Source organism: Streptomyces sp. NBC_00236, from assembly GCF_036195045.1.
Taxonomy (GTDB): Bacteria; Actinomycetota; Actinomycetes; order Streptomycetales; family Streptomycetaceae; genus Streptomyces.
The window spans coordinates 2,147,476-2,163,753 of the sequence record NZ_CP108100.1 but is presented as its reverse complement, the minus strand read 5'-3'; the positions used below and the strand labels follow the sequence as shown (position 1 = coordinate 2,163,753).

Sequence of the window (16,278 nt, the reverse complement as noted above, 5' to 3'; positions counted from 1 at the left end):
GCGGTTCCGGGAGGCCGGGGGATTGCCTGCCGGAACCCGGGTCACCCGGAGGCCGGGTCACGTGTCCCTGAGGGTCTCGTGCCCCGGCAGCCGGGGAGCATGCACGCGCAACCGCACGACTTCGTGGCGTTCAGCCGCGCAGCGCCGACGCCTCGGCGGCCAGGCGCTCCACCCGGGACCAGTCCCGGGCCGCCACCGCGTCACCGGGGACCATCCAACTGCCGCCCACACAGCCGACGTTCGGCAGGGCCAGGTAGGAGGGGGCCGAGGTGAGGGAGATGCCGCCGGTCGGGCAGAACCTGGCCTGGGGGAGTGGGGCGGACAGCGCCTTGAGGTAGGCCGTGCCCCCCGCCGCCTCCGCCGGGAAGAACTTCATGTCGGTGACCCCGCGCTCCAGCAGCGCGACCACTTCGGACGTCGTCGAGACCCCCGGCAGGAACGGCAATCCCGACGCCTTCATCGCGTCCAGCAGCGTGTCCGTCCAGCCGGGGCTCACCAGGAACCGGGCGCCCGCGGCCATGGTGTCCGAGACGTTCTGCGCCGAGATCACCGTGCCGGCGCCGACCACCGCGTCCGGAACCTCCGCCGCGATCGCCCTGATGGCGTCCAGGGCGGCGGCGGTCCGCAGCGTCACCTCGATGGCCGGAAGCCCGCCCGCGACCAGGGCCCGGGCGAGCGGCACCGCGTCGGCGGCGTCCTCCAGCACGACGACGGGCATGACGGGGGCAAGGTCCAGTACGGAGGAGGTCATGTCCCTCATCCTGCACCGGTGCCACATCGTACGCAACGAGCGTTGCGCATGATGCAACGGGCGTCCGTCGGTCAGTGGATCTCCGTCACCACCACATCGAGCTCCCACGTCCGCCCGGAGCGTGCGGGTGCCTCGGCCTCCACCACGTAACCCAGGTCCCGCAGGACCGACACCAGCTCCGCCGGACCCTTCGGCCGGGCACCCGCCTGCAGCAGGTCGCGGACCATCCGCCCCTTCGTCGCCTTGTTGAAGTGGCTGACCACCGACCGCTTCTCCACCCCGTCCACCAGCTGGGAGTGCAGCACCCGCACGCTCGCGGTGCGCTCCGCCACCGCGCCCTTCGGCTTCCACGCCGCGGTGTAGGCGGACGACCGCAGGTCCAGCACCAGACCCTCCCCGGCCGCCTCCGGCATGACCTCCGCCATCGGCTCGCGCCAGAACGCCCCGAGCGCCCCCAGCCCCGGCAGCTTCACCCCCATCGCGCAGCGGTACGGCGGGATCCGGTCGCCCACCCGCACCGCACCCCACAGCCCGGAGAACACCAACAGTGACTTCCCGGCCCGGCGGCGGGCCGCCGCGTCCAGGGACGCCAGGTCCAGCGCGTCGTACAGCACCCCCGTGTAGAGCTCGCCGGCCGGACGCGCACCCGCGGTCCGCAGTTCGAGGTTCTTCGCGACCTCGCCCCGCAGCCCCTCGCTGAGCCCCAGCACCACGCGGGCCTTCTCCTCGTCCGCCGCGCACAGCTCCACCAGCCCGTCCAGCACGGCGGCCCGCGCCCCGGCCAGACCCGGCAGCGAGAGCGACTCGGGCTTCAGGGGTGCTCCGCGCCCCGAGGCGGCCTTTCCTTCGGAGGGCGGCAACAGCACGAGCACGGCGGTTCTCCTTCGTACGTACGGATACGGGGCCCGGGCCGGTTCGTACCACGTGGTGGCAGCCCCTCACGTCAGCGTACGGGGAACCGGCGACCGCCCCTCCGCCACCCGGGATGCCGCCCGACCCGCCCCGCCATACGCTCGGTCCATGCCCCGCCGCCAGCTCCACATGACCGGCGCAGCCGACACCCCGCTGCGGGCGGCCCTGCGCGCTCTGCGCACCGAACTCGGAGTCCCCGACGGCTTCCCGGCCGATGTGCTCGACGAAGCGGCCGACGCGGCGCGCCACCCGGTGGTCTCCGGGCACGAGGACGCCACGGATCTGCCGTTCCTCACCATCGACCCGCCCACTTCCACGGACCTCGACCAGGCCATGCACCTGGAACGCCGGCCCCACGGCTACCGCGTGCACTACGCCATCGCCGATGTCGCCGCGTTCGTCCGGCCCGGCGGCGCGCTCGACACCGAGGCCCACCACCGGGTGACCACGCTGTACTTCCCCGACGGCAAGGTGCCGCTCCACCCCGAATCGCTCTCCGAGGGCGCAGCCAGCCTGCTGCCCGGCGAGACCCGCCCCGCCGTGCTCTGGGAGATCGACCTCGACGCCGAGGGCCGCACCGAGACCACCCGGGTACGCCGGGCCCTCGTACGCAGCCGCGCCAAACTCGACTACGCGGGCGTGCAGCGGCAGATCGACGCCGGCACCGCCGAGGAGTCCCTCGCCCTGCTCAAGGACATCGGTACGCTGCGCGAGGAGCAGGAGATCGCCCGCGGCGGCATCTCCCTCGACGTGCCCGAACAGGAGATCGTCGAGCGCGACGGCGGCTACGGCCTCGACTACCGCGCCCCGCTCCCCGCCGACGGCTGGAACGCCCAGATCTCCCTGCTCACCGGCATGGCGGCGGCCCGCCTGATGCAGGAATCCGGTACCGGCATCCTGCGTACGCTCCCGGTCGCCCCCGACGGCGCGGTGGCCCGCCTGCGCCGCTCGGCCGAGGCCCTGCGCATCGACTGGCCGCACCACGTCCCGTACGCGCAGGTCGTCCGCTCACTCGACCCGAGGAAGACGAACCACGCCGCCTTCCTCCAGGACTGCACCACGTTGCTGCGCGGCGCCGGCTACACCGTCTTCGACCACGGCGAACTGCCCACCCCTGCCGTGCACGCCGCCGTCGCCGACCTCTACACCCACTGCACCGCGCCGCTGCGCCGGCTCGTCGACCGGTACGCCTCCGAACTCTGCGTCGCGGCGGCCGCCGACCGTGATCCGCCCGAGTGGGTCCTGACCGCACTCCCCGCCCTGCCCAAGGAGATGGCGGACGGGACGCGGCGCGCCAACACGGTGGAGCGCGAGTGCGTCGACCTCGTCGAGGCGGCGCTGCTCAAGGACCGGGTCGGTACGGTCTTCGACGCGTACGTGGTGGATGTGAAGGAGCAGGAGCCGACCACCGGCACCATCCACATCGACGACCCCGCGATCGTCGCCCGCATCGAGGGCGGCACCGCCGGACTCCCGTTGGGGGAGCGGCTGCGGGTACGGCTCACCCAGGCAGATCCGGGATCGTCGAAGGTGCTGTTCGCGCCCGCGTGAGCGCGGCCACGACGGCGCGCGGATCATCGGCGTGGAACCGGACCGCGACCGCCTGCCCACGACGGCCGAGCGGTCGTACGAAGCCCAGCGGCGCGGTCAGCCCGACCGTCACGGTCGTCTGGCCGCCGACCGCGAGATCGAGCACCCCGTCCGGGTCCAGCTGCACCAACCGCCCCTGAGGAAAGCGCCGTTCGACCCGAGCGGCGGCGATCGCGGCAGCCGGTACCCGCAGGTCGAACAGCGCCCCGTAGCGAACACGCAGCGAACCGTCCGGTCCCACGACATGCGGGCGGGTCACACAGGCGGCGTGCAGCGCGAGCACCAGCAGCACCCCGTACACATCCAGCACGAGCAGGATCCGGTGCACCACCGGCCAGGGGATCAGCAGCGCCAGCATCACCGTCTCCACCACCGAGACGAAGACCAGGCCGTACATCATCGCCGTCTGCGGTCCCGTGTACGGGACGGGCCGTGCGCCCTCCGGCACGCCGTGGCGCCGCCGCAGCACCCACAGCCCCAGGCTGTGCAGGGCCCGCAGCTCATGCGCGACGAGCCGCCGTACCGGCGCGGGCACCACGGTCCGCAGCGCCCCGGCCGCCGCCGCCCGCCGCCCCGCACCCGCCCGCCTTCCGGCCCGCCACAACCGCCCCAGGACGGCGGCCTCCAGAGCGAGGCCCAGCAGAACCACCGCCTCGGCGCCGGCCCACACGGCTCCGGGTATCCGCACCCCGGCCAGCAGGCACACTCCCACCGCGAGTTCGGCGGGCAGCACGGCAAGGACGACGAGCCGCGCAGCGTTCACTCCTCCCGTCACCGGGTCCTCCCCTTCATCCGTTCCGTCAGCGCCACCATCACCCGGCGCACCACCTCGGCCTGCGCGGGCGGGTAGTCCGCCAGCAGAGCCTCTCCGAACCCCGTCATCGTCGGTCCGTCCTCCGGGATCGCCGCCAGCACCTCGTCGGGCACGAGGGCGGTCATCCGCGCGGCCAGCGGTGCGATGCGCGGATCGTCCACGGGCGCCGCGTCGAGCGCGTCCAGTTCCTCGTACAGTGCGAGCACCTCCGGCTCACCGGCCAGCTTCCGCAGCGCGGCGTAGACCTCGCCGCCACCACCGCCCGCCGCGTCCAGCAGCGCCAGATGCTCCCGGTCCCTGGCGGCGGTGGGGGAGTCGGTGACGGGCCCGGCGGCCAGCAGTTCGGCCAGGGCCGGCGACACGGGCTCGACCCCCGTCAGCGGCCCCTCCATCAACTGCGCCAGGCGCAGCCGCCGCTCCCCGATCTCCCGCTCCTGCCGCGCCAGATCGGCGTCCAGCTCACGCAGTACGTCCCCGAGCGGCCGCCCGGCGTCACCGGCGAGCACCTCCCGCACTTCCTCCAGGCCGAGCCCCAGCTCGGTGAGCCGCCGGATCCGGGCGAGCAGCACGGCGTCGCGCACGCTGTACGAGCGGTAGCCGTTGGCCCGGCGGGCGGGCTCGGCCAGCAGGCCGATCCGGTGGTAGTGCCGCACGGCCCTGGGGGTGAGCCCGATGAGCGCGGCGATCTCTCCGATGCGCATGGGGCCAGTAGAAACCCTGACGTTGCGACAAGGTCAAGGTGCCGGGCCCCTGCGCCCCGGTGCACCGCGCCATCTCGTACGATCGCGCCTTCGGCCCCGCATCCCGAGCCTGCCAGGAAGAGAACGCCCGTCATGACCGATTCCGCGGCCCGGCCTGCCACCGACCGCGCCCGCCAGATCCTCGCCGCGGCGCGCACCCTGCTGGAGCGTGAGGGCCCGGACGCTCTCACGATGCGCCGCCTCGCCGGAAGCGTGGGCCTCACGGCGCCCTCGCTCTACAAGCACTTCCCGGACAAGTCCTCCGTGGTGCACGCCCTGGCCGACGCGATGCTCCGGGAGACCACCGACGTGCTCGAAGCGGCCGAGACCGCGGCTCCCGGCTCCTTCTCCGCCCTGGCCGCCGCCTACCGCACCCATGCCCTGGCCCACCCCCACCTCTACCGCCTCACCACCGGGCACCCTCTCCCGCAGGACCTGGAGGAGCGCGCGGCGGCCCCGCTCTTCCGCGCCCTGGCCGGCGACGAGGGACGCGCCAGGGCGGCCTGGGCCTTCGCCCACGGGATGGTCGTGATGGAGCTCAACGGCCGCTTCCCCACGGACACCGACGTCGCCGAGGCCTGGGCGGCGGGGATCGCGGCCTTCGCCCCGGTCCGCCCCTGACAACGGCGTGCTGTCCTGTGCCACGAATGGGGGTCACACTCCCCTCGCACGGACGGCGGATTCCCCGATGTCCCATTCTGGCGAGCGACCGAGGAAGGGGCGTGACATGTCTGCCGTGCCGCACGAACCGCTCTCGCAGGCGGAGGTCCTGCTGGAGGGCTTCCTGGCGCTGGACACGCCGGAGGGCTTCCGGGCCGAGCTGATCGAAGGGGAGATTGTCGTGACGCCGCCGCCGGACGGGGATCATGAGGACTACATCAGCGTGATCATGAAGCAGGTGATCAGGCATTCGTCCCCCTCTACCTCCTGGTGGACCGTGAGCAGTCCTCGGTGACCCTGTTCAGCGTTCGCAGGGGGACGACTACCGCCAGCACTGCACGATTCCGTTCGGCAAGTCGATCCGCCTCCCGGCTCCCTTCGCGCTCGATCTGGAGACCGACGCGTTCATCTGAGCCGTCCGCTCGCCCTGTCGGGCCCGCCCCGCCGGCCGGGTAGCATGGGCCCCACGGCAGACGAGCCGGGCGGACGGCCGCGTGAGGATCTTCGGACCCTCCCGAGGAACGTCCGGGCTCCACAGGGCAGGGTGATGGCTAACGGCCACCCGGGGTGACCCGCGGGACAGTGCCACAGAAAACAGACCGCCTGGGACTTCGGTCCCCGGTAAGGGTGAAACGGTGGTGTAAGAGACCACCAGCGTCTGAGGCGACTCAGGCGGCTAGGTAAACCCCACCCGGAGCAAGGTCAAGAGGAGCCGTCGCAAGACGGCTCTGCGCGAACGTTCGAGGGCGGCCCGCCCGAGTTCGCGGGTAGACCGCACGAGACCGGCAGCAATGCCGGTCCTAGATGGATGGCCGTCTCCCCGGCCGCCGCGAGGCGACCGGGCGACAGAACCCGGCGTACAGCCCGACTCGTCTGCCGCTACCAGCGGCTTTGCGTCAGTTCCGTCCTCAGGCGTGGCTCAGGACGTTGATGACGCGCCCGTTCGGATCGCGTACGAAGAAGCGGCGCACGCCCCACTCCTCGTCGGCCGGGCCGTACACGATCTCCGCGCCGCTGCGCACCACCGCCGCGTACACCGCGTCCACGTCCTCCACCTCCACGCTCAGATCGGGCGTGACGGGGCCGGTCCTGTCGGCGGTCATGATGCTGATCTGGGCCGTGGGGCGGGAGGGCGAGGCGAGCGTCATGATCCAGCCCTGGTTCATGACCTCGTCGAGGCCCAGGAGCCCGTAGAAGGCGGCGTTGGCGCGCATGGCTCCGGAGGCGTCCCCGGTTCCGTCACCCGTGCCGGTCACGATGTTGGGGACAACACGGCGGACGGACATCGGCGGCTCCTGTCGGTGGCTGGCGCTGAGCCACCGAGCTTACGACCCGCCCCGGCCACGATGCCCTCACGCGGCCGAATGCCGACCGTGTGGTCTGGTTCCGGTGGTCACGAGGCTTGCGGAGGAGGTCAGTTGGGGGCGCCGGCCTGGCTGGGTACGGTTTCGAGGCTGCGGAGCAGACGCTCACCGCGATCTTCGGCCATGTCCAGCGTGGCCAGAACGGCCGGCGTCGAGAGGCTCGGGAGCACATAGTGCAGCAGGACCGAGATCCGCCGGCCGAGGTCCTCGCGGTTGGACAGGACCTGGGACATCACCTGGATGCCCGAGAAGGATCCCGCCAGCATCTCCGCGGCCTCGCCCGGATCCACGTGCGGCAGCAGCTCGCCCTGCCCCTTGGCGGCCACCAGGAGGTGTTCGAGCCGGTCTATCCAGCCGCGAAACGGTGTGCCGCGGTCGAGGCCCTCCACGGCCTGGTCCATGGCCAGTCCCACGCTGGCCCGGACCAGTGGCTCATGACGCAGACGGTAGGCCAGGAGCATGCCCTGGTCCACCAGTTCCTGGAGCTTCGTGAGCTGGGGCGGCAGCGGATCGCTGTGCAGCTGTATGTCCATCACCCCGAGCGCGAGGTCCTCCTTCGAGGCGAAGTGGAAGTACAGCGCGCCCTTGGTCACCCCCGCACGCGCCAGGATCTCGCTGATGGTCGCGCTGCTGTAGCCGCGCTCGTCGAACACGTCGGCGGCCGCCACCAGGATCGACCTGCGGGTCTGGATCGCGCGCGCCTGCTGTGCCATCAGCTTCTCTCTAACTGGTGGCGTGGTTGGTGCCACAGGGGGTTGGCTGGAAAGGAAAACCGGGCTGTCAGTATCTTACTGCGGGGCGGCTCGGCCCTTTGACTCGGATCCTCCTGGGGGAACTTCATGGTTCAGCTCACCTCACGCAGCGCTTCGATGTCGGTGGAGAGCGGCGAGCGGGCCGGGCACTCCACGGGTGCCGGCCGCGCCGAGGCCTTCTCCGGCAGCCCGGAGGAGACCGGGGCCCCGGCCGGGGACGAACCCGGCCGCAGAGCGGGCTCACCCGACCGGCTGAGACAGCTGGTCCACCGCACCGACCCGCTCGACGTCTTCCCCACCGGGCTCACCCGGCTCACCGACACCCAGTTCTCGGTGGCGGCCCACTGGCCGCGGTCCCACCGCTTCTTCGCCCCGGTCGGCAGCCATCAGGACCCCCTGCTCATAGCCGAGACCATGCGGCAGACGACGATGCTGATCGCCCACGCCCAGTTCGGTGTGCCGGTCGGCGACGCCTTCGTGATGTGGGAGCTGAGGTACACCTCCGCGTCCGAGCGGCTGGAGCTGAACGAGGACCCGTGGGACATCACGGTGGACGTGTCCTGCTCCCGGATCCGCCGCCGGGGCCGGAGCCTCGGCTCCATGCACATCGAACTCCTCCTGCACCGCCGCGGCACCGTGCTCGCCACCGGCGGCGGCCGGATCAGCTGCACCTCGGCTGCGGCGTACCAGCGGCTGCGCGGACACCGCAGCGCCGTCCTCGGCACCCCGATACCCCTCCTGCCCGCCGTCGCACCGCGCACGGTCGGCAGGACCTCCGAGAACGACGTCGTCCTGTCGCCCGGCACGGACCCCGGCACCTGGCTCCTGCGGCTCGACACCCGGCATCCGACACTCTTCGGCCGCCCCAACGATCACGTACCGGGCATCCTGCTGCTGGAGGCGGCCCGGCAGGCCGCACACGCGGCCACCGGCTCGGCCTTCCTGCCGACGGCGATGCAGGCCGACTTCCTCCAGTACGTCGAGCTGGACCGCCCCTGCCGGATCGAGGCCACGGTGCTCCCGGCCGACGGCGACGACGCCCTCGCGCCCGCCGGAGTGTTCATACGGGCCGTTCAGGACGGCGAACCGGCATTCACCTGCACCCTCCGCTCGCCGGAACTCCACCCGGCCGGGCCCGGCGATGTCAGAACGGACCTTTCATGACGCCCCGCATCCTCATCACCGGCGCCACCGGCTTCATCGGCAGCCGGGTGGCCGCCGCCGCCCGCGCGACCCCCGGGATCCGGCTGCGCCTGATGACCCACCGGACCGCCCTAGACGTCCCGGCGGACGGACTCCACTGCGAGACGGTGTACGGGGACCTCGCCGACCCCGGATCGCTGCGCGACAGCTGCGAGGGCATCGACGCAGTGATCCACTGCGCCTCCCGGGTCGGCTCCGACGAGCAGACCGCCCGGACCGTCAACGACCACGGAACCCGTGCGCTGGTCGACGAGGCCGTACGCAGCGGAGTCGGCCGGATCGTCCTGCTGAGCACCGCCTCCGTCTACGGCCGCGGCCCCTTCACCGCGCTGCTTCCCGGAGGCGCCGAGACCGCCCCCGTCTCCGCCACCAGCCTGACCCGGGTCGCCGCCGAACAGCACGTCCTGGCGGCCGGGGGAGCCGTCCTGCGCCCGCACATCGTGCACGGGGCGGGGGACCGGTGGGCGATCCCCGGGCTGGCCGCCCTGCTGAGGTACCTGTCGGCGGCACCGGCCGGCTGCGACGCCCGCCACTCGCTGATCGACGTGGAGAGCCTGGGCCGCGCACTGCTCGGGGCGGCGCTCGCCCCGAAGCCGCCGACCGGCGTCTACCACGTCAACCACCCCGAGCCGGTGACCTGCTCGGACCTGCTGTCCACGGTGCTCGGCGAGCTCGGGCTGCCCTGGGCGGGCACGGAGATCGCACTGGACGAGGCCCGCACCCGGCTGGCCGGCGTCCCGTACGCCACGCACCACTTCGACATGCTCACCGTGGACCACTGGTTCGCCGACGAACGGGTGGGCGAGGACCTCGGCTGGGCCCCGGGCCCGGACTTCCGGACGTCCTTCGCACAGCACGCGCCCTGGTACCGGAACTTCCTCAGCCGCTGAGGCCGCCAAGGGCGCTGAGACCGCCGATGCCGGCCCTCAGGCGCCCGCCCGGTCCGGGATACGCGTCCCCGTCCCGCTCACCCGCACCCGTGCGTCGCCCGCCCGCAGGGTGACGGCCAGCGTGCCGGGGCGGCCCATGTCCTCACCCTGATGCAGGGTCAGCGAGGCGGTCGCGGGGACCAGCGACAGGGCGCGCAGGTACGCGCCGAAGGCGGCGGCCGCCGCGCCCGTCGCCGGGTCCTCGACCACACCGCCGACCGGGAACGGGTCGCGGACGTGGAAGACGGCGTCCGAAGCGCGCCACACCAGCTGGACCGTGGTGAGGTCCAGCCGGTGCATCAGCGCTTCGAGACGCGCGAAGTCGTAGGAGAGCGCGGCCAGCCGCTCACGGCTCGCGGCGGCCAGCACCAGATGACGGGCGCCCGCGTAGGCGATGCGGGGCGGCAGGGCCGGGTCGAGGTCGGTGGCCGGCCAGTCCAGCGCGGCCAGCGCCTCCGCGACGTCCTGTGCGGCGGCCGTCGTGACGTGCGGCTCCACGCTGGTGAGGGTCGCCCGCAGTTCGGCCCCCTCGCGGGCGACGGTGACGGGCACCGGGCCGGCCGCGGTGGCGAACTCCAGGTCGCCGGGGCCGTCCCGCTCGGCGAGGGCCAGGGCGGTGGCCACGGTGGCGTGACCGCAGAACGGGACCTCGGCCTTCGGGCTGAAGTAGCGGATCGCGTAACCGCGCGCACCGGGCTCCGACGCCTCGGTCCGGCCGGTCAGGAACGCCGACTCGCTGTACCCGACCTCTGCCGCGACGGCGAGCATGCCCGCCTCGTCCATACCGGAGGCGTCCAGCACGACTCCGGCCGGATTACCGCCCTCCGGGTCGGCGGAGAAGGCGGTGTAGCGGAGGAGTTCGGGCCCGGGAAGATCAGTCATGTGCGGCACAACCGCGCCGCGGTCCGGGGCATTCCCCCGTGGTCCCGCCCCCCCTCGCCGGGCGGGACAGGGAAGGACCCGGACCGCGGCAGCCGGCTCAGAGGCAGTTCTTGGTGCCCTTGCTCGACTTGGTCCAGGAGCACGAGCTGTCGTGCTGGATCTTGCCGAGGTGGACCCCGCCCCGGTGCTTCGCGGCCGAGGCCGGGGTCGCGAGGAGCGGCGAGCCGGTGAGGGCGGCCGGGGCGAGGGGCACCGCGGTGCGTATGCGCATGCTGCGTTCCCGGTGTGGAGTTCCGGTGAAGAAATGTGAGCACAAGTGCAGCACGCGCTGACCGGTCCGGCCGGGGTGCGAATCCGGCCGGTATCGGTCGTTCGGTCCTGAGGGGTGGTCGGTTGTGTTCGCCGGTGGGCCGGTTCCCGGCCGGGTTCGTCAGCCCCGGCCCACGTACGGCATCCCCGTCGCCATCACGGTGGCGAACTGGACGTTCGCCTCCAGGGGCAGCTCCGCCATGTGGACCACCGTCCGCGCCACGTCCGAGGCCGCCATCACCGGCTCCACGGCCAGCTCGCCGTTGGCCTGGAGGGTCCCGGTCCGCATCCGCTCGGTCATCTCGGTCGCGGCGTTGCCGATGTCGATCTGTCCGCAGGCGATCCGGTACGGACGTCCGTCCAGCGACAGCGACTTCGTCAGGCCGGTCATCGCGTGCTTGGTCGCCGTGTAGGCGACCGAGTGCGGGCGCGGCGCGTGCGCGGAGACCGAGCCGTTGTTGATGATGCGCCCGCCCTGCGGGTCCTGCTCCTTCATCTGCCGGTACGCCGCCTGTGCGCACAGGAACGCCCCCGTCAGGTTCACGTCGACCACCGTGCGCCAGTCGTCGTACGCGAGGTCCTCGACCGGCACGGCGCGCGGCCCGAAGGTGCCCGCGTTGTTGAAGAGCAGATCGAGGCGGCCGAAGCACTCCCGTACGGAGGAGAACAGGGCGTCCACGTCGTCCGGGCGCGACACGTCGGCGGGGACGGTGATCACCCGGGCGTCCGGCCCGGCCAGCGCGGCGGTCTCGGCGAGGGGCTCCGGGCGGCGGCCCGCGAGCGCCACCGACCAGCCGGCGCCGCACAGGGCCAGAGCCACCGCGCGGCCGATTCCGGAGCCCGCGCCCGTGACCACGGCCGTCTTCGTCGCGGAGTTCAACAGTTTGTTGCTCATGGTGCGGCAGCGTACGCGGCCCGCTCCCGGGGACGCGGCCGGGGGCAAACGGCGCGTCCGGGTGGGGGGTTCGCGTCCCGCGGGTGATTCCCGCACGCGCCACGGCGATTCCCCGGCTGCCGCACCCGAAGTTGATGATCATGGTTTTGCCGCGTACGCGGAGTTTGCCCCTGGGGATCCATTCCTGCCGCATTCCTCATCCGGGCGACGCCCGTGCGACGCGAGCACGACAACCGCCCGATGCGTCGGCCCGATGGACTTCCCCCACATCACCAGTCAGGGGAGGGACAGATGACGCTCTCATCGCACCAGCAGGAGCTGCGCGACGCGGTCCGCAACACCGGCCGCCGCCGCTTCCTCACCGTCACCGGAGCCGCTGCCGCACTCGCGTTCTCCGTCGGTCTGCCGGCCGCGGGAGCGGCGAGCGCCGCCGAGCTCGACACCCGGCAGATCGGCGAGGACCCGTTCACCCTGGGCGTGGCCTCCGGCGACCCGCTGCCCGAATCCGTCCTCCTGTGGACGAGACTCGCGCCCCGCCCGTTCGAGCCCGACAGCGGACTGCCCGCCGCCCGCATCCAGGTGCGCTGGGAGGTGGCCCGCGACGAGCGCTTCCGGCACATCGTCAGGCGCGGCACCGCCACCGCCCACCCGGAGTTCCACCACAGCGTCCACGTGGAGGTCAAGGGCCTCGCCCCGGACCGCGTGCTCTACTACCGCTTCCGCGCCGGACAGTGGACCAGCCCCGTAGGCCGGACCCGTACCGCGCCCGCGCCCGGCGCCCACAAGCGCGAACTGTCCCTGGCCGCCGTCTCCTGCCAGGCCTACCACGACGGCTACTTCACCGCGTACAAGCACCTCGCCCAGGAGGACGTCGACGTCGTCTTCCACCTCGGCGACTACCTCTACGAGTACGCCGTCACCGCGACCGGCGGAGCCCGCAACTACACCGACCGGACCCTGCCCGCCCTCTTCAACCGGGAGACGACCACGCTGGAGGACTACCGCCTGCGGTACGCCCTCTACAAGTCCGACCCGGACCTGCGCGCCGCCCACGCAGCGCACCCCTTCGTCGTCACCTGGGACGACCACGAGACCGAGAACAACTACGCGGGCGAGACCCCCGAGAACAGCGTGCCGCCCGAGGAGTTCCTGATCCGCCGGGCCGCCGCCTACCGCGCGTACTGGGAGAACCAGCCGTTGCGCGCCCCGCAGCGGCCCGACGGCCCGGACATGAAGCTCTACCGGCGCCTGCAGTTCGGCCGCCTCGCCCAGTTCGACATCCTCGACACCCGCCAGTACCGCAGCGACCAGGCGTACGGCGACGGCTGGCAGACCCCGGGACCCGAGTCCGAGGACCCGTCGCGCACCCTGACCGGCGCCGCGCAGGAGCGCTGGCTGATCGACGGCTGGCGCCACTCGAAGGCCACCTGGAACGTCGTCCCGCAGCAGGTCACCTTCGCCCGGCGGCGCGATGTGCCGACCGGCGCCTACAAGCTCTCGATGGACTCCTGGGACGGTTACCCGGCGTCCCGCGACCGTGTCCTGAGGGGCGCCGAGGCCGCCGGCGTGGACAACCTCATGGTGCTGACCGGAGACGTGCACGTCGGCTACGGCTTCGACCTGAAGCGGGACTTCGACGACCCCGCCTCCCGTACCGTCGGCACCGAGATCGTCGCCACCTCCATCGCCAGCGGCAAGAACGGCTCGGAGAAGCCGGCCAACTGGGCCAACGTCATGGCCGCCAACCCGCACATGAAGTTCTACAACGGACGCCGCGGGTACGCCCTCGTCACGCTCCAGGAGCGCCAGGCACGGGCGGACTACCGCACGGTGTCCGCCGTCACCACCCCCGGCGCCCCCGTGACGACGGCCGCCTCGTTCGTCACGGAGGTGGGCAACCAGGGCCTGACCCCGGCCTGACCCCGGCACGGTCCGGCAGGAACTACGACGCCACGCCGTCCACGGGGTAGCGGACGCCGATGCGCTCACGTACCGCGTCGAGCGTCCGCATCACCGCGAGCGAACCGTCCAGCGGTACCAGCGGGGACTCCGTCTCGCCCGCCCGGACCGCCCGCATCACCTCGGCCGCCTCGAACTGCATGCCCGACAGACCCTGCGGCCCCGGACCGGAGGTGATCTCCTCCGGCTCCTGGCCGTCCCGGTGGAGCACGAAGTGCTTGGGGAAGAAGAAGCCCTCCGGGAAGTCGATCCGGCCGGCCGTCCCGATCACCGTGGCGGCCGTCGGGTGGTGCCCGACGAGTGAACAGGACAGCAGCGCGTTGGCCCCGGACTCCCAGCTCAGCAGTATCCCGGTGTTCAGGTCCACACCCTCGGGAGACAGCAGCGCATCGGCCTGCACCCGGTCCGGCTCGCCCAGCAGCAGCTGCGCGAACGACACCGGATAGACCCCGAGGTCCAGCAGGGCGCCACCGCCCAGCGCGGGATCGCGCAGCCGGTGCCCGGCGCCGAAGTCACCCGCGAAGCCGAAGTCGGCCTGCACGGTGCGGATCTCGCCGATCGCCCCGTCCCGCACCAGCTCCGTCATCCGCCGGATGACCGGATTGCAGTACGTCCACATCGCCTCCATCAGGAAGAGGCCGCGGTCCCGGGCGAGCTTCACCAGCTCACGGGCCTCGCGCTCGTTGATCGTGAACGCCTTCTCGCACAGCACGTGCTTCCCGGCCTCCAGGGCCAGGGCGGCCGCCTCCCGGTGCGCGGAGTGCGGCGTGGCCACGTACACCACGTCGACCTCCTCGTCGGCGACGAGCCCGGCCCAGCTCCCGTAGGCCCGGGGTATGCCGAACCGCTCCGCGAAGGCGTTCGCCGAAGCGTCCGTCCGGGAGGCCACGGCCACCACCTCCGCATCGGGCATCGCCTGCAGGTCAGCGGTGAAAGTCGCCGCGATCCCACCTGTCGCCAGCACGCCCCAACGGACAGTCCTGCTCATGCACGCTCCCAAAAAGGTGTCGACCATTCCGGCTGAGCTGAGAGCATAGAGGCGGATTCAACAACTATGGAGATGAGAATGCCGGACAGCGGCCTCAGCCGGGCCCAGCGGATACCCACGACCGACACCGGGGCCACGCCGCCCCCTCTCACCTCTCCACCCGGCTCCGCCGCCATCGCGGCAGCCCGGCGTACCGGAATCCTCGTCACCCTGGTCCTCGGCGGACTGACCGCGCTGCCGCCGCTGTCCATGGACATGTACCTCCCGGCGCTCCCCGCCGTCACCGACTCACTGCACGCGCCGGCCGCCACGGTCCAGCTGACCCTGACCGCCTGCCTCGCCGGCATGGCACTCGGCCAGCTCGTCGTCGGCCCGATGAGCGACCGCTGGGGCAGACGCCGCCCGCTGCTCATCGGGATGATCGTCTACATCTTCGCCACCGCGATCTGCGTCCTCGCCCCGACCGTCGAACTCCTCATCGGCTTCCGCCTCCTCCAGGGCCTCGCGGGCGCGGCCGGCATCGTCATCGCCCGGGCGGTGGTGCGTGACCTGTACGACGGCGAGGCGATGGCCAGGTTCTTCTCGACCCTGATGCTGATCTCCGGAGTCGCCCCGGTGATCGCCCCGGTCATCGGCGGCCAGGTCCTGCGGCTCACCGACTGGCGGGGCATCTTCGCCGTCCTCACCGTCATCGGCGTCCTGCTCACCCTTGTCGTATGGAAGTGGCTGCACGAGACCCTGCCGCCCGCCGAACGCCACACCGGCGGCGTCGGCGACGCGCTGCGCACCATGCGCGGCCTGCTGGCCGACCGGGTCTTCACCGGTTACATGATCGCGGGCAGCCTCGCCTTTGCCGCACTCTTCGCGTACGTGAGCGCCTCGCCGTTCGTCGTGCAGGAGATCTACGGCGCCTCGCCGCAGACCTTCAGCCTGCTCTTCGGCATCAACTCCGTCGGGCTGATCGCCGTCGGCCAGATCAACGGCAAGATCCTCGTCGGCCGGGTCAGTCTCGACAAGGCGCTCGGCTTCGGCCTCGCGGTCATCGTGCTGGCCTCGGTGGCGCTGCTGCTGATGACGGCCGGGGTCTTCGGGGACGTCGGACTCGTACCCGTCGCGACCGGCCTGTTCGTGCTGATGTCGGCGATGGGCCTGGCGATGCCGAACACCAACACACAGGCGCTGATGCGCACCAAGCACGCCGCCGGCTCCGCCTCCGCGCTGCTCGGCACCTCCCAGTTCCTGATCGGCGCCGTGGCCTCGCCGCTCGTCGGCATCGCGGGCGAGGCGACGGCCGTGCCGATGGCCGTCGTGCAGCTGGTGTGCGCGGTCGGCGCGATGGCGTGCTTCCTGGGGATGTGCCGGCCCTGGCAGCAGGTGGCCGGCCGGCCCTGAGGGCCGCGCGGTGGCCGCCCGGCTCCTGAGGGCCGCGCGAGGGCCGCGTGGCGTAGGTCCGCCGCGTGGCGTACGTCCGCCCGGCTTTGGGCGCCGCGTCGCGGTGAGTCCGCTCGGCTCTGGGCGCCGCGTGGCGTA

At 72.4% G+C, this 16,278-nt stretch carries 16 protein-coding genes, 1 other RNA gene and 1 pseudogene; 8 read left to right on the top strand and 10 right to left on the bottom strand.

Annotation, left to right across the window (positions count from 1 at the left end):
• Window positions 1–130: 130 nt before the first annotated feature.
• Together OG446_RS09565 and yaaA are read right to left on the bottom strand one after the other, a co-directional pair.
• Window positions 131–751 (bottom strand): bifunctional 4-hydroxy-2-oxoglutarate aldolase/2-dehydro-3-deoxy-phosphogluconate aldolase, encoded by a 621-nt coding sequence (locus tag OG446_RS09565; RefSeq protein WP_328893612.1) that lies wholly within the window; start codon window positions 749–751, stop codon window positions 131–133.
• A gap of 71 nt (window positions 752–822) precedes the next feature.
• Entirely contained in the window at window positions 823–1,623 is an 801-nt protein-coding gene (yaaA, locus tag OG446_RS09560) for a peroxide stress protein YaaA (RefSeq protein ID WP_328893611.1), read from the bottom strand.
• 169 nt (window positions 1,624–1,792) lie between these two features.
• On the opposite strand from yaaA, the gene OG446_RS09555 reads away from it, so the two are divergent.
• Window positions 1,793–3,214 carry an RNB domain-containing ribonuclease gene (locus OG446_RS09555; RefSeq protein ID WP_328898252.1) on the top strand — a complete coding sequence of 474 codons (1,422 nt, stop codon included), beginning with the start codon at window positions 1,793–1,795 and terminating at the stop codon, window positions 3,212–3,214.
• Here the strand turns inward: OG446_RS09555 and OG446_RS09550 are convergent.
• Together OG446_RS09550 and OG446_RS09545 are read right to left on the bottom strand one after the other, a co-directional pair.
• Window positions 3,165–4,028 (bottom strand): hypothetical protein, encoded by an 864-nt coding sequence (locus OG446_RS09550; RefSeq protein ID WP_328893610.1) that lies wholly within the window; start codon window positions 4,026–4,028, stop codon window positions 3,165–3,167. The two genes, OG446_RS09555 and OG446_RS09550, sit on opposite strands and share 50 nt — an antisense overlap.
• Window positions 4,025–4,768, bottom strand: coding sequence for a MerR family transcriptional regulator (locus OG446_RS09545; RefSeq protein WP_328893609.1), 744 nt, complete (start codon window positions 4,766–4,768; stop codon window positions 4,025–4,027). Before OG446_RS09545 ends, OG446_RS09550 begins: the two co-directional genes overlap by 4 nt.
• Before the next feature lie 132 nt (window positions 4,769–4,900).
• Between OG446_RS09545 and OG446_RS09540 the strand changes: the two genes are divergently transcribed.
• The 3 genes and pseudogenes from OG446_RS09540 to rnpB all read left to right on the top strand — a co-directional run bounded on the left by OG446_RS09540 (window position 4,901) and on the right by rnpB (window position 6,343).
• A complete protein-coding gene (locus OG446_RS09540; RefSeq protein ID WP_328893608.1) occupies window positions 4,901–5,428 on the top strand; it encodes a TetR/AcrR family transcriptional regulator in 528 nt (175 codons plus the stop codon).
• A 106-nt stretch (window positions 5,429–5,534) separates the two neighbouring features.
• Window positions 5,535–5,880, top strand: a pseudogene (locus OG446_RS09535) (hypothetical protein).
• A 61-nt stretch (window positions 5,881–5,941) separates the two neighbouring features.
• Window positions 5,942–6,343, top strand: an RNA gene (rnpB, locus tag OG446_RS09530) — RNase P RNA component class A.
• 32 nt (window positions 6,344–6,375) lie between these two features.
• Here rnpB and OG446_RS09525 read toward each other — a convergent pair.
• Window positions 6,376–6,753 carry a VOC family protein gene (locus tag OG446_RS09525; RefSeq protein WP_328893607.1) on the bottom strand — a complete coding sequence of 126 codons (378 nt, stop codon included), beginning with the start codon at window positions 6,751–6,753 and terminating at the stop codon, window positions 6,376–6,378.
• A 128-nt stretch (window positions 6,754–6,881) separates the two neighbouring features.
• Entirely contained in the window at window positions 6,882–7,544 is a 663-nt protein-coding gene (locus OG446_RS09520; protein ID WP_328893606.1) for a ScbR family autoregulator-binding transcription factor, read from the bottom strand.
• 126 nt (window positions 7,545–7,670) lie between these two features.
• On the opposite strand from OG446_RS09520, the gene OG446_RS09515 reads away from it, so the two are divergent.
• Together OG446_RS09515 and OG446_RS09510 are read left to right on the top strand one after the other, a co-directional pair.
• Entirely contained in the window at window positions 7,671–8,747 is a 1,077-nt protein-coding gene (locus OG446_RS09515) for a ScbA/BarX family gamma-butyrolactone biosynthesis protein (protein WP_328893605.1), read from the top strand.
• A complete protein-coding gene (locus OG446_RS09510; protein ID WP_328893604.1) occupies window positions 8,744–9,676 on the top strand; it encodes an NAD-dependent epimerase/dehydratase family protein in 933 nt (310 codons plus the stop codon). Before OG446_RS09515 ends, OG446_RS09510 begins: the two co-directional genes overlap by 4 nt.
• A gap of 36 nt (window positions 9,677–9,712) precedes the next feature.
• Here the strand turns inward: OG446_RS09510 and OG446_RS09505 are convergent, their stop codons facing one another.
• From OG446_RS09505 to OG446_RS09495, 3 genes are all read right to left on the bottom strand, one after another.
• Window positions 9,713–10,597: a PhzF family phenazine biosynthesis protein gene (locus tag OG446_RS09505; protein WP_328893603.1), complete on the bottom strand. Its 885-nt coding sequence runs from the start codon at window positions 10,595–10,597 to the stop codon at window positions 9,713–9,715.
• A gap of 97 nt (window positions 10,598–10,694) precedes the next feature.
• Window positions 10,695–10,868: a hypothetical protein gene (locus OG446_RS09500; RefSeq protein WP_328893602.1), complete on the bottom strand. Its 174-nt coding sequence runs from the start codon at window positions 10,866–10,868 to the stop codon at window positions 10,695–10,697.
• Between the two features lie 159 nt (window positions 10,869–11,027).
• Window positions 11,028–11,801 carry an SDR family oxidoreductase gene (locus OG446_RS09495; RefSeq protein ID WP_328893601.1) on the bottom strand — a complete coding sequence of 258 codons (774 nt, stop codon included), beginning with the start codon at window positions 11,799–11,801 and terminating at the stop codon, window positions 11,028–11,030.
• A 291-nt stretch (window positions 11,802–12,092) separates the two neighbouring features.
• Between OG446_RS09495 and OG446_RS09490 the strand changes: the two genes are divergently transcribed.
• The gene (locus tag OG446_RS09490) at window positions 12,093–13,721 is read left to right on the top strand and encodes an alkaline phosphatase D family protein (protein ID WP_328893600.1); all 1,629 of its coding nucleotides are present in this window, start codon (window positions 12,093–12,095) and stop codon (window positions 13,719–13,721) included.
• Between the two features lie 22 nt (window positions 13,722–13,743).
• Here OG446_RS09490 and OG446_RS09485 read toward each other — a convergent pair whose 3' ends face one another.
• Entirely contained in the window at window positions 13,744–14,748 is a 1,005-nt protein-coding gene (locus tag OG446_RS09485) for a Gfo/Idh/MocA family protein (RefSeq protein ID WP_328893599.1), read from the bottom strand.
• Between the two features lie 78 nt (window positions 14,749–14,826).
• On the opposite strand from OG446_RS09485, the gene OG446_RS09480 reads away from it, so the two are divergent.
• Window positions 14,827–16,140: a multidrug effflux MFS transporter gene (locus OG446_RS09480; protein ID WP_328893598.1), complete on the top strand. Its 1,314-nt coding sequence runs from the start codon at window positions 14,827–14,829 to the stop codon at window positions 16,138–16,140.
• Window positions 16,141–16,278: the final 138 nt, after the last annotated feature.